The sequence below is a fragment of the Candidatus Kuenenia sp. genome (genome assembly GCF_027493735.1).
GTDB classification, from domain to species: domain Bacteria; phylum Planctomycetota; class Brocadiia; order Brocadiales; family Brocadiaceae; genus Kuenenia; species Kuenenia stuttgartiensis_A.
Genome location: NZ_JAOSKF010000018.1, coordinates 332141 through 354910 on the forward strand (window position 1 = coordinate 332141; position 22770 = coordinate 354910).

The following is a 22770-nucleotide window of genomic DNA, read 5'->3' on the forward strand; positions in this document are numbered from 1 at the left end:
TGGAAAGTTTGTGTTCTCAGCTTGTCAAACTGGGCGATCCGTTTAACGGTATCCCGGGTATATGTTTCCCACCATTTTAAGATGGAGAAAAGCGGTTTACATATTTTGCCGTGTTTCGCACAATAATAAGTAGCTGACACTGGTTCGATAAGAGTCGCAAGGTCCGCATGGGTAGTTGCTCTGCAACTTCGAATTGTCCGGCTTAGAATTACACTGATAATTTTCTTGGTGTCAATGTTTTTGATTTTCTTAATTTCATTGAATACGAATTCAATTTCTTCCCGGATATGCTGAGAATACCATTTGCCAAGAAACGTGTCGGATTTTTCCTGGCGGAGTTTCAGCTCGTATTGTTTAAGAAGTTTGTTGTAAACAGGCAAAAACTCTTTTTCTTTTTCTGCTCCATATTGTACTTCGTCAATCTCGCCTTGTCTTAAACGGTATTTATATTCAGGAATAGGGAAATATTTGTTGTTGTATTCATAAAGTGCTTGTAACAGTTTTTCTTCAAACTCCAAAGTCTGTGAATTAAAAAGGAATTCTTTTAATGCTTTTGTGATGCGGTTAATTTCTGTTTGGACATTAATCAAGTTATATTTGGTCACTTTACAATTTGCAATAAGGGCATTGAATGCTGAAACATCAATGCCGATTGCATGCATTCCAAGTTCGCAACATTGAACCATTGTAGTGCCGCTACCGGAAAAAGGGTCTAGAATAATGTCACCTTTTTTAAAATATATCTCTGTTTTGAAATTGTCGGTGTGGTCGTCAAGAAAATACTCTACAAGTTGAGGAATGAATTTGCCCTTGTAAGGATGAAGCCGGTGAACATGCTTGGTTGTTTCTGCTTCTTTGTATTGGTCAAATGATAAAGCCCAATTTAAGTCGTTACCGAGTTGGTCTTTCCAGGAGACTTCTCGTTTGCCATTGAAAGATTTGTAGTAATTTATTAAGTCCTGTCTGGAAACCTGTACCGTTCCATTGTCTCCAATCTTTTTAATCCTTCCGTATTGTATTAAGTAAGAAATATTTGAAGTCGTTACATTTTTTTTCAGGTAGTTTGTCGCCCATTCACTGGCTTCTTTAATTGTCAAAATGTCTTGCATTTTTGTTTTATCTTATTTTAGCAAACGGTTTGCGGTATTTACCGAACGGTTGGGTTTCGTACTTTAACCCCGGCTTACAGGATGAATTGAAGTTCAGTGGCGTATTATTTATTCAGGCAAATCGAATCGCACAATTGCTTCGCCTCTGAGAATTTAATGTGTCCCGTGTAGAGCGCCTTTCCCACAATCATACCCTCTACTGGCAATTGACAGATGTATTCAATATCTTTGAGCGAGGATATTCCTCCGGAAGCAATTACCGGGGTTTTTATAGAGGATAAAAGTTCCTTCAGGCTTTCAATGTTTGGTCCCTGAAGCATTCCATCTTTTGAAATGTCAGTAAAAATAATCGCGCATGGCGAGAATTTCTCCATCTCTCGTGCGAAATCTATGGCAGTTTTTTCACTGAGAGACGTCCATCCATGCACGGCAACTTTGCCGTTTTTCGCGTCAATGCCAACCGCGACACGCCCGGGAAATAGGGAACAAAGTTCTTCAACCCATGATGGGGAATCGATGGCCTTTGTTCCTATTATTACCCTTTCCACACCGAGGCCTAGCACGGATTTTACTGATTCAGTGGTCCTTAAACCGCCGCCGAATTCGATGGGAATGTTTATGTTGTTGACAATCTGTTCTACGATAGAAAGATTTTTAGGCAGCCCGTCAAATGCCCCGTCAAGGTCAACCACATGCAGATACTGTGCACCCTGATCTTCCCATGATTTCGCCATATCCACGGGGTCATCGGAAAAGACGGTTTCTTCGTCTTTTTTCCCCTGGGTTAATCGCACACATTTCCCGCCTTTTAAGTCGATTGCCGGAAAAATAATCATAGGATAAGGTCAGATGTTTAAAGGTTAAAAAACACAAACAAACCCATACAGGGTTGTGTAGGGGCGAAGCATTTGCCAGCTTGGGTATGAACGCATTTATGACAGTTTATGGTAAATGCTTCACCCCTACACTATAAATTCCCAAAGTTTTCAAGTATGGCAAGGCCGTATTTTTGACTTTTTTCAGGATGAAATTGCGTGGCAAAAATGTTTTTGTGCCATATCATTGAAGTAAATCGCACACCATATTCCGTTTCCGTAGCAACAACATTTTTATCTTCAGGGCATACATAGTACGAGTGCACAAAATACATATACGAGTTACAAGGAACGTTTTTCAGGAGGGGATTATCCTGCCTGACAATATCAATCTGATTCCAGCCCATGTGGGGAATTTTTAATTTTTCATTTGTTTGCCTGCCGGAAAAATCAAATCGAATTACCTTGCCCGGGATAATGTCCAGCCCCATGTGCTCACCATCTTCACAACTTCGTGAAAACAACAACTGAAGACCGAGGCATATGCCCAGAAATGGTTTCCCGCGCCGGACAAAGTCAATGATGGGTTCTATTAATCCTCTCTTCTGTAATCCGATCATGGCATCCTTGAAGGCGCCTACCCCTGGCAGCACCAGCTTGTCAGTATGTTTGATATCGTTTGGATTGTCGCTTACCTTGACTTCAAAACCAAACCGTTCGAACCCTTTCTCTACGCTGCGAAGGTTCCCCATCCCATAATCGACAACGGTAATCATGCAGTGCGTTTCAGCCACCCCCGCTAATAATAACAAACTCTACACGGCGGTTTTGCGCCTTGCCTGCCTTTGTTTTATTGTCCGAAATGGGCTGAAATTGCCCAAACCCGGCAACATATACCCTTGTGGGAGAAATGCCGCATTCATCTACCAAATAATGCAAAACAGAGTTTGCCCTTGCGGTTGAAAGTTCCCAGTTTGAAGGGTATTTATCTTTTTGCTTTTGAATAGGATCACTATCCGTATGCCCTTCTATCCTTACCATTTCATTTGAAATATCGGTTTTCAATATTCCGGCTATTTTTTTCAAAGTCGCCTTTGACTGTTCACGTAATTTCGTTTGTCCAGGATCAAAGAGTATTGAGTCTGGCAATACAATAGAAACAGAGCCGTCCTTTATTTTTGTGATTGCTCCTGTGCCTGCCAGCTTTGACTCAAGATCCCGTCTCGAATTTTCAAGCCTGTTGAGTTCGCTTTCGTACCTGCTTGCCGTCGCCGAAAGGTTCGCGTTTTCCTGCTGCAGACTGGCAAGGCTCTGGCTCAACTGCTGATTTTCAACGCGTAATTGCTTAAGCTCGCCACACCCTGTTCCCACCGCAAACATTCCGAACATTCCCAAAAGACAAATACCCCGCATCAATCCAACCTTTTTTAACATATTCTTTTTTTCCTTTCACGAGCAATGCCACTAGAAATTAAGGGATACAGAAAACCGCAAAGCAGTTTCTCATTATAAAAATACATTCTTTTTGGTAACACTGTAGTTTTTTGAAAAATTCCAATAATAGTGATGTTTGCCGTATAGTGTAGGGGCGAAGCATTTGCTATAAATTGTCATAAATAAGTTCATACCCAAACTGGCAAATGCTTAACCCCTACTTTTCAAAAATCAGATTTGTTTGACTATAGGTGCTTTGACAGGATAAATACCGCATTTTTAGGCAGGAAAACCATTTAAAAAAACACGGAATACCAGTATATATAAATTGATTTGCCCTATAAAATAATCCTGAAAACAGATGCATACCAAAGCAGCTATCGATAAAAACGGCCCGTAAGGGATCAAATGGCTTTTTTTAAACACAAATACGGGGATTGCCATCAGAAGTCCGAAAAATGGCGCAACAAAAAATACCGCCACCGCCAGCTTCCAGCCGACAACAGCGCCAATCATACCCATAAGTTTTACATCGCCAAAACCCATGGCATCTTTTTTAAAAAGAAGTTTTCCCATCACACCGCATAGGAAAATGAGTCCGCCTCCGGTAAAAATACCGATGAGCGAGGCAATAAACGAGTCTAGCCGGTGTATGTCAATAAAGGTAAATCTTCTCAATGTATTCTGTGCATGATGCAGATCCGGACATACAATACTTAAAACAACAAAGACCGGAATACCGATAAAGGTGATTTCGTTGGGAATTATGCGTAATTCAAGATCAACAAAGGCAGATATTATCAGCGCACAACAAAGAGCCAGATATCCAAAAAGCACACAGAAAGATTCACTTCGGCATACAATAAAAATATAATACAGTTGTAAAAAAGCACAACCTGTCAGCAATTCTACGAGCGGATAACGTATTGATAACCTGTTTCCGCATGCCCGGCAACGCCCAAGCAGAAACATATAACTAATAACAGGAATATTATCAAACCAATTGATAGACACCTTGCAGTGCGGGCAAAATGAGCGGGGATGTATCAAGGATTTATTCTTCGGGATTCGATAGATACAGACATTGAGAAAACTCCCTACCACTAATCCCGCAACAAAAAATACAAGGTAGAACCACGGATGAGAAACATCCGGTATATTTTTCTGGATAGTAATACTTCCTTTTTATTAAACGGTAGCCCTTCAAAATACGTAAAGAAAATGTTCACAACTGTATATCATAACATGTTGGTGAATGCAAGTTAAAAGCATTCTACGCCACGGCAACGCCAAAGTCATAATAAACGAATATAAATTAGGTTGGGTTATAAAAGACAAAAACCCAACAACATTCACTTTTACCCACCCCTTACCCCTTATGTTTATACACATCTTTTTCGTTTCCTTAGAGTCATTGTGGCGAGGGAGAAGATATATTAAGAAATTTAGCTGGGTACAGAAACACTGAATAATTATAATTATCTTTTTGAGTAAATACAAACTGCATTACAAGGAGATGATGGATGAATAAAGGAATACCAGAGCGATTATGCGGAAGGTCGTTTACCCACGACGCCCTTCAGTGAAGAGATCAATCCTCCCGGAGGAGAAGAGCCGATCGCCTGGTTGCTGCTCACCAGCCTCCCCGCAGACACCTTCAGGCAAGCGTGTCTCGTGGTGGAATGTTACCTTTGCCGATGGCAGATAGAGATATATTTTAAAGTATTAAAGAGCGGTTGCAAGATAGAAGAGCGCCAATTGGAGACAGCGGAGCGTATCAAGCCGTGTATTGCTCTTTATATGATAGTAGCATGGCGGGTATTGTTTGTTACCATGTTTGGAAGGGAATGCCCGGATTTGCCGTGTACAGCACTTTTAGAGGATGATGAATGGAAACCCGTGTATATGATTGCCAAAAATGAAGCTCCACCCGAAACCCCGCCATCGCCCGGAGACTTTACCGTAATGGTATCAAGTCTGGGAGGATACTTAAATCGCAAATGCGATGGCTCACCAGGCCAAAAAACCATGTGGGTTGGCCTGCAACGAATGGTAGACTTCACATTGGCCTGGAAAGCCTTTGGGCCTGTGCAACCGAAAACACGGAATGGAAAAAGATGTGTATAAACATAAGCCCTTACCCCTTCCATGAGGGGAATTTGATAAGTACTAAACAGAATACGTAGCGCGGGAGGTTTATCCCCCGCACAAGCCTACCACAAGGGATCAGCGCTACATTTTCAAAAAACTAAGATATGCCGGAGCATCCTTGCTCCTGATGCATTAATACGGTATATCGTTATTGTAGGAATTTTTCAAAAAGCTAAAGTGTTACACAAATTCGCATTTCGAAATGCCCAAAGGCTGCGCGATGCATTACAGGAATTGGAGGGACACTTCCCATATTTTTGACATGCACTTTAAGGTGTGATATTTTCCTCTGTATGCCAAAAAAATAGCGAGAGTATGCGCTGTGAATTATCCGCACCATATCACTCAACGTGGAAACAATCAGGGAGACGTCTTTTTTGACGATGAAGACAAGGCGTTTTATCTAAAAACTCTCAGTGTCTATAGCAAAAAACGGGGGTTGGATATTTGGGCATACTGTTGGGAGCATTCCTGATTTTTTGTAACAGTTTAGATTTTTGAAAAACAAAAATGCTCGTTCTCAAGCTCCGGCTTGGGAACGTAATTGTGTTGGAAGCTCTAGCTTCCATTTAGCCGGCAAGCGAAGCTTCATGTATTATTCGATTCAAAAGAGGTTCCCAAATATCTTGGGTAACATACTGAAAAGCCTCCAAGCTGACATAATGGGTTCATTCCCTTTTCCATTCGAAGCTGGAGCTTCCAACACAATTACGTTCCCAAGCCGGAGCTTGGGAACGAGCGGTTTTTTTCATAGGACTAAAGTATTACAATTCTTTGTAAAAAAACAAAATGTGTGAAGATATACAAAAAATCGGGAATGCACCCCATACTGTCTTATGACAGACCACGTCCATATACTTGTGACGCCTGAACAAGAAGAATCCCTTGCCAGAAGGATAGGCGGGACAAATCCGGTATACACATAATACATAAACCGCAAATATAAAAGAAGCGGCGGGCTATAATGAAATACGGGAAGTGTTCCCTATTCTTTGAGCAGTTTAAGCATTTCTTTCGTATCTGTCACAGGCATCTTACATGTGTAATCACGGCAGATATAAGCGGTAGCTTTGCCGTCTATGCCTGATTGATGCTCTGTGAATTTGGCGATTCTGGTGATCTCCGGGGTTTCTTCATCTGTCGGTCTTAAGAGTACGATCTTATTGGGTATAAAATGTCTTCTGAGAGTATTAAGCATGTCCCTGGTGTCCACTGCGCGCGGGTTGCCTGCTATGATAATCTCATAAGCAGGGCCTATTCCGAAACTAAGCCCTATCATCATCTGTGTGTAACCGGCAGGCATTTTTTTCACCTCCGTGGAAAAGGCGAGCATTGTTTTATTTGCCTTCTCTTCAAGCTCAGGGTCTGCGGTGATTCTCGCAAGCCTGAATAAGTTCAGGGCCGCTACTGAATTCCCGGATGGTATGGCGCCGTCGTAGACTTCTTTCTGCCGAACGATAAGGTCCTCTGCATCATCCGCAGTAAAATAAAAACCACCGTTTTGATTATCCCAGAAATGTTTTATCATGTCACTGTTCAGGTCCAGCGCTGTCCGGAGATAATTTACATTGAAGTTTGTTTCATAGAGTTCAAGTAGTCCCCATATAAAGAAGGCGTAATCATCTGCAAAGGCCGGTATGCCTGCCTGGCCGCCACGGTAACGGTGCAGCAATCTTCCATCCTGCCTGCGCATGTCCGAAAGAATAAAGTCTGCCGCACGTTTTGCCGCAGCCAAATATTCCGGCGCATCAAATGCCTGCGCCCCTTTTGCCAGGGCAGCTATCATTAGCCCGTTCCAGTCTGTCAATATTTTATCATCCTTGTGCGGACGAATTCTTTTACTGCGCACAGCAAACAATTTCCTTCTGGCAGTTTCGACACGTTCTTTGAGTTCATCCAATGATGTCTTATTCTCTAAGGCTATTTCTGCAAGGCTTTTTTTCAGATGCAGGATGTTGTCTCCCGTATTCCTGCCGGCTATTTCATCTTTGAAATTACCTGCCTTTTCGATGTTAAATACATTGATAATCAGGTTTGCATCATCTTCTTTGAGGGCATGGCGAATCTCCTCTTCTGTCCAGACATAAAACTTCCCCTCCTTACCCTCGCTGTCAGCATCCTCGGCAGAGCAGAATCCTCCTTTCGGGTCTGTCATGTCACGCATAACGTATGCAAATATCTCTTTTGCGGTCTCACCGAATTCTTTCCTCCCCGTTGCCAGATATGCCTCTGTATATGCCATTGCCAGCATTGCCTGATCATAAAGCATTTTTTCAAAATGGGGGACGAGCCATTCGGGGTCAGTAGAATATCGATGAAAACCATATCCGATGTGGTCGTATATGCCGCCTTTCCGCATGGAATGGAGGGTTTTGACCACCATCCTAAGGGCATTCCCTTCGCCCGTACTCTTCCAGTAGCGCAGTAAGAAGAGAAGGTTTTGGGGGCTAGGGAATTTTGGCGAAGTGCTGAAACCGCCATGCTGCTCACTAAAGCGCCTGGCGAGCAGCTCATATGCAGCCTTTAAGGTAGAGGCGTCAAGCCTTGCCTCTGAAGGGTCATGAGAAAACTGGCCAAGACTGGCCGTAATCAGATTGGCTGATTTTTGAATATCAGCGTGTTGTATGTTCCATAATTCTTTGATACGGGGTACCAGGTCCAGCATGCCTATCCGTCCATAGCTTTTCTTCGGGATATATGTGCCGGCATAAAAGGGTTTTTTGTCAGGCGTCATGACAATAGTAAGCGGCCAGCCGCCACTGCCCGTCATCATCTGGCAGACACGCATATAAATATTGTCTATGTCAGGCCGCTCTTCTCTATCTACCTTAATACAGATAAATACCTCATTCATTAACCTGGCAACCTCCGGATCTTCGAATGATTCGTGCGCCATTACGTGGCACCAGTGACAGGTTGAATAACCAATGGAAAGGAAGATGGGTTTGTTTTCCTTCCTGGCTTTTTCAAAGGCCTCAGGCCCCCAGGCATACCAGTCTACGGGGTTGTCTGCATGCTGCAGTAAATACGGACTCTTTTCATGGATAAGCCTGTTGTGTTTCTTTCCGGCATCGTTGAGCGCGGAGCTATGTTTCATTTCCTTTGTCTCAGCATCGGAAGATACATTTCTTAAATTCACCGCAGATATGGTTGTGAATATGGCGAGAAATATAAATAAAGTTTTTTTCATATGCGCGGCCTTTACTCTCATATGTTTCAGAATTGCTGCCAATACAAGTGTCTGGATTGCAAAGACTTTCAGGTGCGTGTTTTAAGTGAGGTATGCCGGCGCCAGGGTCTGTTTCCCACACTTACAAAAAGTGTGTATTGCGCCTTGTTATAATCAATTTATTTATACGTATCCTTGCCTTTTACTTTTATGCGGTAAATAACGATTATCTTTGCTTTATCATCTATCGTATAAAGAATCCTATAGTTTCCGGCACGAATGCGATAACCTTCTTTTTGTGTAATTTTTTTACATGAGACAGGTCTTGGATTAACCGAAAGAGAACTAATGGCTTTGTCAATTCTGTGTCTCTGTGGCGGAGGAATGTTCTCAGCTTCCTTCTTAGCCCTCTTTTCAAGAATTATCTGATAACCTTGTGGTTTAGCCATTTTTTCCGGAATTCCTCGTACGGTGTAAAGTCGGTGGCGTTCAATTCCGCTTTTAATAGGTCTCTGGAGTCTTCGACATCTTCAATAAACTCTATAATAGATTGATATTCATGAAGATCAAAAACAACAGCAATTTTTTTACCTTTCTTATCGAGAACATACCGGGGTTTAAATTTGGCTAATTTTTTTATCATTTTGTTATATCTCCTTAAACATGGAAAAATTAGTAACTATTCAGAGTAAACGATACACGGCTCGTTCCCAAACTCCAGTTTGGGAATGCATTTGTTCGAGAAACTCCGGTTTCTCGCCTGTTTGCTGATAGATAGGGAATAAAATCACAGGGTTAAGACAGTTTGTAATTCGTCAAGTCTGACACGCACTGGAAACAAAGTTTCCAGTGCAATTGTGTTCCCAAACTGTGGTTTGGTAACGAGTTGCGCTCTGATCTCCGGTAGTTTAATAAATTACGCTGAATAGTTACAAAAATTATCTTTAATGCAGAGTCGGCTTTGCTTCGTTCATCCTTGCACAAGGGTAATTTTTTTAAAAAGCTTTGTCAATAAAAACCTGAATGTCAATTTTTGTGATCATATTCAGGGGACGCCATACTTAATTATTGATGAGATATTTATTGTAGGGACATGGTATTGAATGGTGGATTCGCTATCGCTTAATGCACCCTACCTTTGAATTTTTTTACAAAAAATCGGGAAAGCATCCGTTCGGATTGCAAAGACTTTCAAGTGAGGTATGCCGGCGCCAGGGTCTGTTTCCCACACTTACAAAAAGTGTGTATTGCGCCTTGTTATAATCGATAATTGCCGGGATACGATCCCTTCTTGCTTGTATAAAGGCGTCTTCGGCCTGTAGTATACCTCAAGGGGCAATCCCATACCATGTTTCAGCCGGTTTTCATTCAGCCTGAGAGATTTCTCCGCATCCATAACACCTTGTTTTGCAATCGTTATTTGTTCCTGCCTGATATGTACCTGTGTATGGACAACGATTATATCTTGTATGATATCCTGCTGTACCTTTGCCAATGGTATTTCAGATGACCGGTATCTGACGTCAGCCTTTTCCCTGCGTCCCTTGAAAAAAAGCCCGCCGGAACCTATTGTCCATAAATATATCAAGAGTCTTGTAGGCGTTCATAATCGTTGTTTGCAATGCATCTTCAGCATCATTCACGTTCCGTATTATGTGTTTGCCGTATTTGTACAGTAAATCCTTATGGGGATTTAACAGTTCAAGAAAGCACTGCTTAGTTTTGTTTGCATTAGTCATTTGGTCTTAGTCATTGGTCAACTGCCGACTGTAGATTGCCGATTGCAAAGCTATATTTTCCCAAGCCCTGATTTTATTGCAAAAAAATAAAAAGAACTTGTTAGGTTAAATGGCAGTTGACGATTCGGCAGAATACGAGAAAGGATATGTTACATGCTACACCATTCTTTTTAATTTTATCTTAACAGCATTTTGGCCCGCATGCTGTCTTTACATCTTTGCTTTGCATACCACCGGACAGTATAAACATCCCTTCATATGGAGGGTTTGAGAGTTTCCATGCCGTATCAATGCAAATTTCTATTGGCGTTCCTACCGGATATGTATGGCCGTCATCATCTGAGACATTACTGAATGGCCCTTTATAGATTGCATATTGGCCGGTGTACACGCACTCCTTTGATTTCTTAAATTTGTGTCCCCGCGCAGTTATAGAATAAAACGTAAAGCCGTCCACTTCTTTATAGAGATAACGATTTACTATTTCCAGTCCGTAGAAACCAATCTTCCTTGTTATATTAAAAAACTCTGCTTCTGTAATTGCCCCGGAAATGCACTCGCCCCACAATTTTTTATCCTGTTTCATAGACACAGGAACTTCCCTGTCGGAAACTATATCAGATATCACAAATCTGCCGCCCGCCTTTAGTACCCTGAATATCTCCTGAAAGACCTTCTCCTTTTGTGCTGACAAATTAATGACACAATTGGATGTTACCAAATCGACACATTCATCCGTAACCGGTATTTCTTCCAGAAACCCCTTCATAAAACGGACGTTATTATAACCAAGGTTCCGCGCAACAATCTCTCTTGTGGCATTGGCGTTTCTCAGCATTTCGTCTGTCATGTCTACCCCGATAATTTGTCCCTGTTCTCCGGCCATTTTTGCCGCAATAAAACAGTCTATTCCACCGCCGGATCCCAAATCCAACACGTTCTCCCCAGATTTGATGTTGGCTTGTGTCACTGGACTACCACATCCATATGAGATATTCAGCGCCTCCAGGGGAATGTGTGATATATCCGCCGCATTATAACTGGTGGGACAGCATAGTTCCTTTTGGGGCTGAATGGCGGCCGCCGCATAAAATTCATTAACCGATTTCCTGACCGCATCCTTAGCATCATCCGCTTCATTTTTACAGGTTAATCCCGTTGTTCTGCAGGTATAACAAGCGGGCGATTCCATCGTATATGGATTGAGGGATTCCTGCAAAGTCCGTCCCATCCATGCTTTGGGATCGTCAATAAGTATTGGACAGACAAAGACCCCTTTACTGGTCACGATACGGCTGGTAGTACATTGGAGATTGTCCATCGGGTAATTATCAAAGCACTGATCGGTAACCCGTTCGCCCTCATCGTAAGGTCTGACAAATTCGGCGCATCGTCCCAGGAGAACCAAAGGTAGTTTTTTGAGTCTTAACTGTGGGATATTCAAAGAACGTTCAAGCAACTGAAGTTCTTCTGCCGTTTCTTTCGTAAACTTTCCATATTTCGACCAATCGGCTACCGTAATAATCGGATTAAAACCAGCATGTGTCAGGGATTGAATACCCCTGATTGCCATCTTAAATGCTCCCTCTCCACGAATCTGGTCATTTTCTTCCTCTATAAAACTTTCCAGGCTTACCCTGAATGCTAATTTATGTTTGGATGTGCGAGATACCTGGGCTAGCGTTTGTGAAATATCCTCTGTTATTAAGGTGCCATTTGAAAGGACTGTGGTCTGACCGTATTTTAGTGACTCTTGTAAAATATCTACTATATGAGGATGTAAAAAAGGCTCGCCTCCGGTAAAGTAAAATTCTTTTACACCCAGCATTGCAGCCTCTTTCAAGTACCACTGTATTGTATCAATGGTTATCATCTCATGCGTTGTATTTTTGGGGCCGCAGGAGATAAAGCAATGGGCGCACTGTAGGTTACAATGAGTGCCTGTTACCTGAAACCACAACGTTTCGAGCTGTTTTAAATAAACCTTTGGCGTATTAATGGTTCTAACCTCCTAAAATTAAGTATGGTGTCCCCGGAATCTCCGATTTCCTATTGCAGCATAGTCGATTTACATAATACAGAGGTTGCACCCGTTTATCAATTTTGTTATAGCTTTTTTTTCCCATAGAGATTATCCAGCGGGCTTTTCGGCGCATTCGACATATCCCGCATTACATGCGTATAAATCATCGTAGTCTCGAGATTCTTATGCCCAAGTAAGTCCTGAACCTCCCGGATATTAACCCCGTTCATTAAAAGATGGGTCGCAAAACTGTGCCGTAAGGTATGAACAGACGCATTTTTGACAATCCCTGCTTTTTTAACTGCCCCTTTTACCATATTCTGAATCGCCTTATCACTTAAATGATGCCGCCTGATTTTCCCGCTTCTCAGATCAACGGAAAGCCTTTCGGAAGGAAAAACATACTGCCATCCCCAGTCTTTCGGCGCGTTGGGATATTTCCTATCTAACGCGTTCGGCAAATATACCTCACCGTATCCTTTTTCCACATCCTCATTATGCAGTACTTTGACCTTATCCAGATGCAATTTCAGCTCCGGTTTAACAAATTCAGGAAGCATGGTTGACCTGTCCTTATCGCCCTTGCCGCTGCGTACAAAAATCATATTCGAATCAAAATCAATATCCTTAACCCTCAATCTGGCCAGTTCCATAAGCCTGAGCCCGGAACCGTATATCAACTGAATAATAAGAAGATTCCTTCCTTTTACCTGTTTAAATAATTCCTGCACATCTTCCACCGCCAAAACCACCGGCAATTTTGTCCCACGTTTCGCCCTGACAGTATCTCCTAAATCACCCAATTCAACATTCAACACATTTTTAAATAAGAACAACAACGCGCTGAATGCCTGATTCTGAGTTGAAGACGACACTCTTTGCTTCAATGCCAGATAACTTAAATAATTACGGACATCATTTGAATCCAATGTATCTATTTCAAATTTGATTCCCTTCGAATCTAAAATAAAGGTATGAAATTTTTTTGCCCATTCAATATAAGTTTGCTCCGTGCTGTATGAATAATGTTTTAAACGTATTAATTCTCGTAATTTATCAATAACAGCATTAAAGTCGGGAAATTTACTATGGTTATTCTTCTGGTAGTTTGGATCCATTAACGATTTGTCGCCTTCAAGAAAATTATTAACATATAAATGTAATGCTGTCTTGGCCTGCTCTATTTGCCAGTCTCTTATTTCTTCATCATTGGATAGAGATTCCAAAAACTTCTCAATCTTGATATCAACGGTAAAAGCCTCATTTTTGTTTGAAAACGACAGAAACTTACTCACCCACAAGGCGTAAAACTGGACATTTTTTTCAGGAACAAGTTTATTGAAAATTAAATATTTTTGATATTCAGGTAGTATATTATTCAACATAAAATCCTTAAATGGACAAATATTCCATAAAATACAAAGTTCTTATTTTGTGGAATTATACAGACTATACGAAGTCGTATCAACGTTTTTCCTAATATAGTCGAATAAATCTGTTTTTCGAAAAACATTCTGGGTAGGGGCGAAGCATTTGCCTGCATATAAGAGAGAGACGTAAAATGCTGTACATACGCCAACCCCGCTATGTTGAAGGAGTTATACTGTACGCAGGCAAATGCTTCGCCCCCATTTTTCAAAAAGCCAAATTACCGCTAAGTTTATAAAACCAGATTTGTTTGACTATATTCCCTTGACCGACATCAAATATCCGGCTATAATCCCGCAAAGTTACTGTAAGCTTTTGGTAATCTGGAATTTCGTATATTAATAGTTAGGCCTCAAGAAAACATTATATGAACGCTAAAAATTCTCTCCTCCGTCGAGCAGTATTTGTCGTAGCCCTCCTTAATTTCGGCTACTTTTTTGTTGAGTTTTCTGTCGCACATTCAATAGGCTCGGTTTCACTTTTTGCAGACTCCATCGATTTTCTTGAAGATACAGCAGTTAATATTCTAATCTTTATGGCGCTAGGCTGGAGCTTGCATCGGCGATCAATGGTCGGCATGGCGCTTGCGGCAATTCTTCTAATTCCAGGGCTTTTCACGCTTTGGACAGCTTGGGGGAAATTTCTCATTCCATTGCCACCAGACGCAACCCTCCTGTCGCTTACTGGAAGTGGTGCTTTGGTTGTTAATATTATTTGTGCATTTGTCCTTGTTCGTTACCGCAAACATAGCGGTAGCCTTACACGCGCTGCTTTTCTCTCTGCGCGTAATGACGCTTTCGCTAATGTTGCCATTATTGGAGCAGGCTTCATAACCTTACTTACCCTAAGTGCATGGCCCGACTTGATCGTAGGGCTAGCAATATTCCTCATTAATCTGGATGCTGCACGCCAAGTTTACACTGCAGCCAGTAAAGAACGAGCAGATGCACTGGAATCAACTAAGGCCTAACAATCACATGCACTCGGACAGCAAAAAGCGCCGCTCGTTCCTCACTCTGCTTTTCGCTGCCGGTGATGTGAGGCGTTCGGTGACGTTTTGCTTGACAAGAGACTTCTAACGGGTGCCCCGTTCTCTTTACTTTTTCAACAACTCCCCCAGTTCGTCTTCGAATTCTTCTTCTGATACGTAACCAACATGTTTGCTGGCTGCTTTGCCGTCTTTTCCGTAGACAATAGTTGTTGGGTAGGCATGTAGATCATACTTCCGGGCAATATCGCCCTCACCAAGATAAATGGGATAATTGATGCCCATCGCTTTCATGAATGGGGGAACAACTTCCGGCCCATTTTCATCAAATGCAACACCAATGATCTCTAAGCCTTTGTCCTTGTATTTCTTGTAAAGACTGATAAAACCGGGTATCTCCTTCCGGCAGGGCGGACACCATGTTGCCCACAGGTCAAGAATCACCACCTTGCCTTTGTTGCTCTCAAGCAAGGTGTTTAATTCAGTAAGTTTTATCGTCTTGACTGCATCTTCTGCATAAGAAATTGCCGGGGCTATAGTCAGGCTCACTGCAAACAAAAAAGCAAAACATCTATATTTAAACATTTTTTTATTCACGCTTCTCTCCATTCTGTTAAAAATTATTACAATGATTCAAGGTTTCAGCCTTGAAAGTTCGCTTCCGAAGAATTAATTGAATAACCAGTTTCCTAATATCCAATACGTGCCGCCGCTAAATACTGCGGCAACAGGCAAGGTTATGAACCATGATAAAAGTATTTCCAGCGCTTTGCGAATGTTGGCACGCCTTGTAATTAACCCTATGCCAAAAAGAGAGCCTACGGATACGTGTGTTGTAGATACCGGCATCCCAAGCTTAGTGGCAAATATTACAAGAATACTGGTGGCAAGGTTTGCTGTAAAGCCCTGACCGTGGTTTAATTTTGTGATTTTATTACTCATGGTTTCAGCCACTTTTCTTGCATTCAAAAGCCCGCCGGCAGCCATTCCAACAGCAACAGCCAGCATGCCCCAGTGTATCGACAAACCTTTAACCAATAATAAGAGCGCCACAATCTTTGGCGTATCATTAAGACCCCGCGCAAAGCTGACAACCCCGGCAGAGAAAAAATGCAAAGCATCCAGCAATTTCTGGCTATTTATACCCAGAAAACGTCCATGGTAAATTTCCTGACAGTTTTCTTCGGTGTCAATTGCAGCACTGATAGTGTTACCGTATTTTACACTCAGAGCGGGAGTGGGCGTACATGATGGAATTGCTTTTCTCTGTTCACCAACACAAAGGCACCATTCCTTAGTTATGCCGGAACGGATACGCATATTCCGAAAAATAATATAAAGACCGCTGCCAAGAGCGGTGGCAATAACAGGACTGAGTAAAAGCGGCATGAAAAAGGCGCTGCCCAGAACGGCAAAATTAACCTGTGAACCCACGGCTACAAAACCAGCGCCGACCAGGGCGCCTGTCAGGCTATGAGTGGTTGAGATTGGAAACCCTGTAATCGTTGCAACCATAACGGTAATGGCAGCGCCAATCGCCACTGCTGTGAGGAATTCAGGAGCAGAGGATATGCTTTGGGGAACCAAGCCTTTACCAGAAAAGGTCTTCACAAGACCGTATGCAAAAAATAGGGAAGCCAGCGAACCTGCAAATGTTGTAATAGTTGCCCACCAGATTGCGTATTTATAATTCGTGGTCTTACTTCCAAAGAGCGTAGCTACCCCTTTAAAGTTGTCATTAGCGCCATTTGAATATGAGAGAAAACAAGTAGCAAGAAAAAGGATTATTAAGATTGCCATCAGAAATCTATCTCCACGTTAAGAGAATCGAGGAATTTATTAAATGCTGTAAAGAGTTCCATTACACCAAGTGCCTCAACAATTTCCGAATCACTAGCGCCCCTCTTCCTTAGCTCTTCAAATTCTTCATCAGTTATCTTATTTGGGTCTTTGTTCGCCTTCCTGACAAAGGTTATGATTTCTCGTTCCTTCTCTGTAAATTTTGATTTCTCAATCTCACTCTCAATTATGTTAATTTCTTTTTCCGTCACACCGATGGATTTGAGGGCAGCCGTGTGAGCAGCCACACAATATGCGCAGCTATTGTCCTTTGAAACCAGAAGGGCAATAGCTTCCTTTGTTTTTCTACTCAAACCCCCTTGCATCATTACCGCCTTTACCTTGTTCCAGTTGGCTTTCAATAAAGGTGGAAAATGCGAGTAGGTCTTAAACAAATTTGGAACCATGCCAAAAGCACCTTCAATTTCTGCAAAAACCTCCTGTACGTCCATCGACGTTTCTTCTTTTTCTCTAGCCAAAATCCGTGCCATTATCCAGCCTCTCTATAAAAAATTTCATAGCAATTTAGTTTTCTGAAAAAACAACTATGTATGAAGGGGATTAGGCAGAGATAAACTATGGTGGATGCGCTTCGCTTCATCCATCCTACTCTAAATCCATTTCCTTTATGGAATCAGGTTCTTGCGAACCCCAATCTATGGTATAGAATCCCCTCTTTACAGCATCATGAAATGACCCATAGCGCCAATCTTTTTCATTCCTCAACAAATGTTCCCAAAATCTCCTTTGCCATACCTTCTTCTCACCTCTTTCGGTCAAGAGGGTATCCATGCCCAAAGAAAAATGCCATTTAACCAATCTCCATCGTGTTGAGAAATCATCATCGTCATGAGGCAACCTCCAGATACAGTGAATATGATCAGGAAGAACAACAATAGCATCGATAAAAAAGGTGTGTTTATTCATCGCATATTGGAACGAACGTCGTAATCTGGTAACGTTATCAGGATGGGTAAGAATTTTTTGTCGATTGTATGTCACAATCGTAAAGAAATACCAGCCTTGTTCACGATAGAGCCGGCGATATTCGCTCATGGATATTCCCTTATTTTTGTTTTGGGTAGGGTGGATAAAGGCGTGCGCCTTTTCACGCCGTATCCACCAGATTTAATATCAGGAACACAGAAAAGCGGGAATTTTCCTGTCATTTCCTGCCTTCCTGAGAAATGGTGGATGCGCTTCGCTTCATCCACCCTACATTTGCCTCTCATTCCTTTCTCCAGGCCCCCACGCGGCATCAAAGGCATCCCTTTGCTCCTCAAAGTCGTTGACATCAACGTAGAGGACTGTGGCCTCTTTTTTGTTGTATTTGTATTGATGGACATTGAACTGTTCCATAAGAACAGAACACGCAACAATGCCCTTTTTTGGGTTTTAATCTTGATTTGCAATTTTCACATTCGTAGAAATATTGACAGGCATCTGTAGGCATTGTTTCCTCTTTTTGATGTCCACAATTTGGACAGGTAATTACCGATTGTAAAATTACATTATGTTCCATTTTATTTTTTCAATCTTTCTCCCAATGCCTTTCCAAGTGCCCTTGCCTTCTCTATGACTTCGGGCTGCTTTTCTAAACATGGTATAATGTCCGGGGTGATTTTGGTATCCTTACCAAAGAATTTCTTTATGCCGCTTACGTTGCAAGTTTCTCCGTATCCACAGGTAAAACATGCCACAGGCCCCTGTGCCTTTACAGCGCCAACAAGTTCAATCTCATTGTATGCAAAAAAGCCTTTAATATCATCTCCTGCAACCTCGCTCATTTTAATATCCTTCCCCGGCATCTTCCAGTTTCCACCACCGCCCACAGAGGCAATTGCACCCAATTTACCGGAGAGTTTCATGCCGCCGTGTCCGTTACTATCGTGTCTAAAGCAGTAAAATCGTTCAAGAAGGGCGTGCGTAAGGGCATTCAGTCTGCCAAAATAATTTGCAGCACCGATAATAATCGCATCTGCCTCCATAACTTTGTGCATGATTGGGAGATAATCATCCTGTACTTTACAGAGGTTGTCTTCCACGCAACCTAAACAGCATATACAACCGTTAATTTTCTTGCCGTGTAAGGATATGAATTCCGTTTCTAAGCCAGTTGCATCCAAAATGGCCATCACCAGGCTCTCTGTTGTTTTACCAGCTCTCGGACTGCCACTGATCCCAAGTACTTTCATTAAAATCTCTCCTTTCTGAATCAGGTTATTGGGACTCTTTTTAATTATTTATTACTTCACAACACAATAAGTTGATAGCCTTTTCCCGCCAATTTTTCAATACTCGGATGGCCATTATATTCCGATAGGAGGGGGCATTGTCGGGTCTGGAGCTCTTCCTTTACCCCAAAAGCATGAGCGCAAAAATCACATACAATCTCATGAATTCCCGCCTTTTTTATAGCATTATACATTGGTAAGAGTTTGCTTTGTGAATCAGGATTTGACACCTCTTCTGCCCACACCGTTCCTGCACCGTCGAAAATCAAAACTACCTCATAGCCCTTCCCTTTTAATTCTGTGGCATATAGTAAAGCATGCGTAGCACGAACCATTCCTTCGTGAGTCTCTTTACCTGCTTGAAGAATGATAGCAAATTTCTTGTTTTGTATATTTGCCTTTAATGCATAATATCCGACAAATATAATAGCTATAGTGAATAATAAGATAATGAAAAGTGTCCTCTTCATGCTAACGCTCCCTTATTTTCAACAAATTGCAACGGACAGGCATCCATAAGTATTATTTCTTCCTTTGTAACACTTTAGATATTTGGAAATTGATGCAGATATTATCGCTCAACATGGGTGGCCGGATAAACTCTGTTTGTCCATGTGGGGTGTAGAGACGCAAGATTTTGCGTCTCTACACTAAACCTATTTGCGCGCGATCACGGACAAGCACAGCTTGTCCGTGCCACCCAAAACTAAACTGCAACATATTTTCAAAAAGTTAAATCTTCAGAAGGTAATGACCGACCAGACTATGGCGTTCGTAAGAAAGCAAATAAACATGGATTACATTCGGATTATTAATATCTCTGTGAAGAACCGGCCCGTCGATAGCCACCTCGTGGTGATTAATCCATGTGTCATTTGAATCCAGAAGTACACTGAAATAAGGGCTCTTATCGGGTGGATTCCGTTCCAGGTCTTGATAGCTTAAGAAGAAAGGCGGAACCCCGATTCCCATGGGCATGTATAACCCCTGTGGGTAATGTTCAACAGGAAGCTGAGGAAGTTGGTTCAGCTTGAATCCGCTGACAAAAAATCTATTCTCTTCGCCAGTTTTGGAATCTTTAAAAACCAGCTCTATTTCCTGTAAGACTTCTTCCGATGCTGGTGATTGAATGTCCCTTAGTATCGCTTTTTTGAACTCTGCAATCCTCCAATACTCATTCTTCCAGGGTTTTTCAACATAGTACCTGCCTGGCGGGGCAAAGGTCGCAAATTCAACCGAACTACCACAAAAATCCTTCCAGGTGATAACGTTCTGCACATTTGTAGTTCTGAGCTTTCTTACCTGTTCACCCGATGCAAAAATACGCTCTTGTGCCAGGAATTCAGCCTGTACCTCTCTCTCATTTAAAACTTTTCTGAGGGCTTTTAAATTGATAGAGGCGCCAGCAGGGTCTACCCAATGTTCCAATCTTCGCCAGTGCTCCCAATACGACAGGCCGGTGATTTCCTCAAATACAGCTTTATAGTGTCCAAGGGGGAACGTAAACCATCCTTGATAATATAAGGCCTTTTCCTCTTTTTCTTTCGTAAACAATAAAATTTCCCAAAGACCGGCATTTAAACAATTCTTAGCAATTGCGGCTGAATGCAAATTGCTTTTTTCAAATCCATCACCACCGGTAATTTCAATGTGTTTTGAATCTGGCTCAAAACTTACCTGCTGCCTGTTCCATTCCCTATCGGTCAGGGCAATAATCTCTAAATCTTTATCCTTTTTTGTCCATTCCGGCAGGCCTGTTACAAAAAGACCTGCGTCAATATCATTAAATACAACTTTTGCCGTATGATCATTTGTTGGTTCCAAAATCAGATCGAAATGGGTTTTATCTTTTTTCACAATTTTCAAATTCCTGTTTGAATACTGCGCATAATGAACACTGCGATTTGCAGGATCTTCGGGATATTCAAATTGAGAATATTCTTTGAGATGAATATCCATATTAACCGAGGTGGCATATTTCCTTTTAAACCAGATACCTCCTCCCGCCAGCACAATAAGGATTAAGACTATGGGCATAAAAATTATTATTGTTTTCTTTATCTTCATTTTTGCTTCCATAACACTCTTGATATAGCGCGTTATTCAGTACCTGGCGCTATAAAATAATTTGCATGGCGCTTTATTTTACGCCACTCCAGGCTTTTTATGATACTCAGAAATTCCTTAGAATTGACAAAACCGGCAATAGTTTTATCTTTGACCACAGTTCCGTCCTTATTAACAAACACGATAGTAGGCAAACCAACAACTCCATACAGGCTGCGCACCACGACGCATAAAAATCAATCATCGCTATCTTACTACTTGCTTTGGCCTGCCTGAGTCCTTCCTCCTCACTCATCACCCAATCGACTTATGAGTGGCTTTGGGCCATATCCACTCCCTGCTTTTTAATAAAGTATCTGTAAAATAATTTTGTTCTTACGCTTTTAATGACAAGCAATAATCATGATTTATTCCAACAAAATAAAAATTTTAGTAACACTTTAGATTTTTGGAAATTGATGCATCTATTATCGCTCAACATGGGTGGCACAGACAAGCTGTGTTTGTCCGTGCCACCCAAAACTAAACCGAAACATAATTTTCAAAAAGCTAAAGTCTTAGAAACAAACGCATATCAAAATTGCGGCCCTATTACTGAAGAGGCATATTATGGGCGATAGCCAGAAAATTAAACTATTGCGTGTCTGCAACTTGAACAAAAACCTTAATCACATTTTTCGCCTTCGTTAGAATGGGGCTAATATCCTGATAGTTTTCAAGACCTCCGATCTGATGGGTTAACAATTTCGACAGCCATCCAGGCCATTGCATTTCAGCCAGAGAAAAGTCTTTAACACCTAATTCAAAATACTCCCGATTTGCATTCACTGTACCAACAACAACCTTATTGCCCAGAACAAATCCCATGTTAATTTTATCAGATGGTATCTCAACTGATCTCCCGCCGCCTGTCACACTGGAAAGAACAAGAACACCATTCTTCCCCAGGATGTTCATCGCTTCAAATACAAGCGGTGAATAGCCCGTCGCTTCGAGAATGAGATCAAAAGGGCCATGATCTCCGAAAGATTCCGTTAAAGTAACATCCTGAAGACTATGATAGCATGCACCTATTTGATTCAAAAGCTGAGAGTTTAAGTAAGGTGGTTTGGTCCGTCCGAAAGCACAAACCTGCAATCCGCGAAGACGCAGCGCCAGAGTTGCCTGCAATCCGATAGTACCGGCACCGAGCACAGCGGCCCGCTTGGGACGCCACACCCTTAACCGTCGCTGGATTTCATACGCCTGAGCTATCCCCTTTTCGATCACACTGGTAGGTTCCAGAAGTACGCCTACCTCTTTTAACCCCGGTGGAACTTTAACGATATATTCCGGTTCATCCACATAATACTCAGTCATATACCCATGTCTCAGATTGATTCCCCGTTCATAATAGACATCGTCTGTAGTCATGTCGTACGTCCCGATTTTATCATATAGGGAAGTTCCAGGACGTCTGACCGTTGCCACAACATAATCACCGGCCTTCAGACCACTCACATGAGAGCCCACATCTTCGACAATGCCAAAAGACTCATGACCAATAATGAGAAAATCATCTCCGGGTGGCGCAGTACCATACTCTGCGGCATTAATTTCTTTATCTGTCCCGTCAACGCCCACTCTCAGCACCTTTACCAGAACACCTCTTCCATCAGGGACATCAGTCACCATTGGTTTGGGTATCTCCCGTATATGCAATGAATCTGGCCGACCCGGTACAACTGCAATGGCTTTCATTGAATCCCTCTGCCTTTCTTTTGATTCCTATAGA

The 22770-nt window shown here is 42.0% G+C and carries 25 protein-coding genes; 2 read left to right on the forward strand and 23 right to left on the reverse strand.

What is annotated here, in order from left to right; all coding sequences use genetic code 11:
- The 5 genes from M5U24_RS09955 to M5U24_RS09975 form a co-directional block, all read right to left on the reverse strand.
- On the reverse strand, window positions 1-1109 hold a 1109-nt coding region (locus M5U24_RS09955; protein ID WP_298202309.1), incomplete at its 3' end, for a DNA methyltransferase.
- 104 nt (window positions 1110-1213) lie between these two features.
- On the reverse strand, window positions 1214-1945 hold the full coding sequence (gene hisA, locus M5U24_RS09960; protein ID WP_099325737.1) for a 1-(5-phosphoribosyl)-5-[(5-phosphoribosylamino)methylideneamino]imidazole-4-carboxamide isomerase: 732 nt from the start codon (window positions 1943-1945) through the stop codon (window positions 1214-1216).
- Between the two features lie 131 nt (window positions 1946-2076).
- Window positions 2077-2700 carry an imidazole glycerol phosphate synthase subunit HisH gene (gene hisH / locus M5U24_RS09965; protein WP_099325736.1) on the reverse strand — a complete coding sequence of 208 codons (624 nt, stop codon included), beginning with the start codon at window positions 2698-2700 and terminating at the stop codon, window positions 2077-2079.
- Between the two features lie 10 nt (window positions 2701-2710).
- Complete coding sequence (locus M5U24_RS09970) at window positions 2711-3358, reverse strand: OmpA family protein (protein ID WP_099325735.1); 648 nt, start codon at window positions 3356-3358, stop codon at window positions 2711-2713.
- A 279-nt stretch (window positions 3359-3637) separates the two neighbouring features.
- Window positions 3638-4462: an A24 family peptidase gene (locus M5U24_RS09975; protein WP_099325734.1), complete on the reverse strand. Its 825-nt coding sequence runs from the start codon at window positions 4460-4462 to the stop codon at window positions 3638-3640.
- A 486-nt stretch (window positions 4463-4948) separates the two neighbouring features.
- Between M5U24_RS09975 and M5U24_RS09980 the strand changes: the two genes are divergently transcribed.
- Window positions 4949-5485, forward strand: coding sequence for an IS4 family transposase (locus M5U24_RS09980; protein WP_261341104.1), 537 nt, complete (start codon window positions 4949-4951; stop codon window positions 5483-5485).
- A gap of 1009 nt (window positions 5486-6494) precedes the next feature.
- Here the strand turns inward: M5U24_RS09980 and M5U24_RS09985 are convergent.
- The 6 genes from M5U24_RS09985 to M5U24_RS10010 form a co-directional block, all read right to left on the reverse strand.
- The gene (locus tag M5U24_RS09985; RefSeq protein WP_205713327.1) at window positions 6495-8699 is read right to left on the reverse strand and encodes a thioredoxin domain-containing protein; all 2205 of its coding nucleotides are present in this window, start codon (window positions 8697-8699) and stop codon (window positions 6495-6497) included.
- A 158-nt stretch (window positions 8700-8857) separates the two neighbouring features.
- Window positions 8858-9127: a type II toxin-antitoxin system RelE/ParE family toxin gene (locus M5U24_RS09990; RefSeq protein ID WP_099325731.1), complete on the reverse strand. Its 270-nt coding sequence runs from the start codon at window positions 9125-9127 to the stop codon at window positions 8858-8860.
- Complete coding sequence (locus M5U24_RS09995) at window positions 9100-9321, reverse strand: hypothetical protein (protein WP_099325730.1); 222 nt, start codon at window positions 9319-9321, stop codon at window positions 9100-9102. Before M5U24_RS09995 ends, M5U24_RS09990 begins: the two co-directional genes overlap by 28 nt.
- Before the next feature lie 588 nt (window positions 9322-9909).
- On the reverse strand, window positions 9910-10266 hold the full coding sequence (locus M5U24_RS10000; protein ID WP_157820598.1) for a TolC family protein: 357 nt from the start codon (window positions 10264-10266) through the stop codon (window positions 9910-9912).
- 332 nt (window positions 10267-10598) lie between these two features.
- Window positions 10599-12377, reverse strand: a complete 1779-nt coding sequence (locus tag M5U24_RS10005; protein WP_197705200.1) for a methyltransferase domain-containing protein — start codon at window positions 12375-12377, stop codon at window positions 10599-10601.
- A gap of 146 nt (window positions 12378-12523) precedes the next feature.
- Complete coding sequence (locus M5U24_RS10010) at window positions 12524-13825, reverse strand: integron integrase (RefSeq protein WP_197705199.1); 1302 nt, start codon at window positions 13823-13825, stop codon at window positions 12524-12526.
- Between the two features lie 410 nt (window positions 13826-14235).
- Between M5U24_RS10010 and M5U24_RS10015 the strand changes: the two genes are divergently transcribed.
- Window positions 14236-14838 carry a cation transporter gene (locus M5U24_RS10015; RefSeq protein ID WP_099325727.1) on the forward strand — a complete coding sequence of 201 codons (603 nt, stop codon included), beginning with the start codon at window positions 14236-14238 and terminating at the stop codon, window positions 14836-14838.
- A 126-nt stretch (window positions 14839-14964) separates the two neighbouring features.
- Here the strand turns inward: M5U24_RS10015 and M5U24_RS10020 are convergent, their stop codons facing one another.
- The 12 genes from M5U24_RS10020 to M5U24_RS10075 form a co-directional block, all read right to left on the reverse strand.
- Window positions 14965-15453, reverse strand: a complete 489-nt coding sequence (locus M5U24_RS10020; protein ID WP_099325723.1) for a TlpA disulfide reductase family protein — start codon at window positions 15451-15453, stop codon at window positions 14965-14967.
- Between the two features lie 72 nt (window positions 15454-15525).
- Window positions 15526-16656 (reverse strand): inorganic phosphate transporter, encoded by a 1131-nt coding sequence (locus M5U24_RS10025; protein WP_099325722.1) that lies wholly within the window; start codon window positions 16654-16656, stop codon window positions 15526-15528.
- Window positions 16656-17186, reverse strand: coding sequence for a peroxidase-related enzyme (locus M5U24_RS10030; RefSeq protein WP_099325721.1), 531 nt, complete (start codon window positions 17184-17186; stop codon window positions 16656-16658). The genes M5U24_RS10025 and M5U24_RS10030 overlap by 1 nt, the downstream gene beginning before the upstream one ends.
- 115 nt (window positions 17187-17301) lie before the next feature.
- On the reverse strand, window positions 17302-17751 hold the full coding sequence (locus tag M5U24_RS10035) for a transposase (RefSeq protein ID WP_099325720.1): 450 nt from the start codon (window positions 17749-17751) through the stop codon (window positions 17302-17304).
- Window positions 17748-17927, reverse strand: a complete 180-nt coding sequence (locus M5U24_RS10040; protein WP_169702960.1) for a hypothetical protein — start codon at window positions 17925-17927, stop codon at window positions 17748-17750. Before M5U24_RS10040 ends, M5U24_RS10035 begins: the two co-directional genes overlap by 4 nt.
- The gene (locus M5U24_RS10045) at window positions 17911-18054 is read right to left on the reverse strand and encodes a hypothetical protein (RefSeq protein WP_298202465.1); all 144 of its coding nucleotides are present in this window, start codon (window positions 18052-18054) and stop codon (window positions 17911-17913) included. Before M5U24_RS10045 ends, M5U24_RS10040 begins: the two co-directional genes overlap by 17 nt.
- Window positions 17990-18217: a GDCCVxC domain-containing (seleno)protein gene (locus tag M5U24_RS10050; RefSeq protein ID WP_320414769.1), complete on the reverse strand. Its 228-nt coding sequence runs from the start codon at window positions 18215-18217 to the stop codon at window positions 17990-17992. Before M5U24_RS10050 ends, M5U24_RS10045 begins: the two co-directional genes overlap by 65 nt.
- A 1-nt stretch (window position 18218) precedes the next feature.
- Window positions 18219-18890: a flavodoxin family protein gene (locus M5U24_RS10055; RefSeq protein ID WP_099325718.1), complete on the reverse strand. Its 672-nt coding sequence runs from the start codon at window positions 18888-18890 to the stop codon at window positions 18219-18221.
- Between the two features lie 56 nt (window positions 18891-18946).
- A complete protein-coding gene (locus tag M5U24_RS10060) occupies window positions 18947-19399 on the reverse strand; it encodes a DsrE family protein (protein WP_099325717.1) in 453 nt (150 codons plus the stop codon).
- Between the two features lie 262 nt (window positions 19400-19661).
- Window positions 19662-20996: a hypothetical protein gene (locus M5U24_RS10065; protein WP_157820596.1), complete on the reverse strand. Its 1335-nt coding sequence runs from the start codon at window positions 20994-20996 to the stop codon at window positions 19662-19664.
- A 32-nt stretch (window positions 20997-21028) separates the two neighbouring features.
- Window positions 21029-21190 (reverse strand): hypothetical protein, encoded by a 162-nt coding sequence (locus M5U24_RS10070; RefSeq protein ID WP_157820595.1) that lies wholly within the window; start codon window positions 21188-21190, stop codon window positions 21029-21031.
- A 439-nt stretch (window positions 21191-21629) separates the two neighbouring features.
- Window positions 21630-22736, reverse strand: coding sequence for a glucose 1-dehydrogenase (locus M5U24_RS10075; RefSeq protein ID WP_295102382.1), 1107 nt, complete (start codon window positions 22734-22736; stop codon window positions 21630-21632).
- Window positions 22737-22770 lie beyond the last annotated feature (34 nt).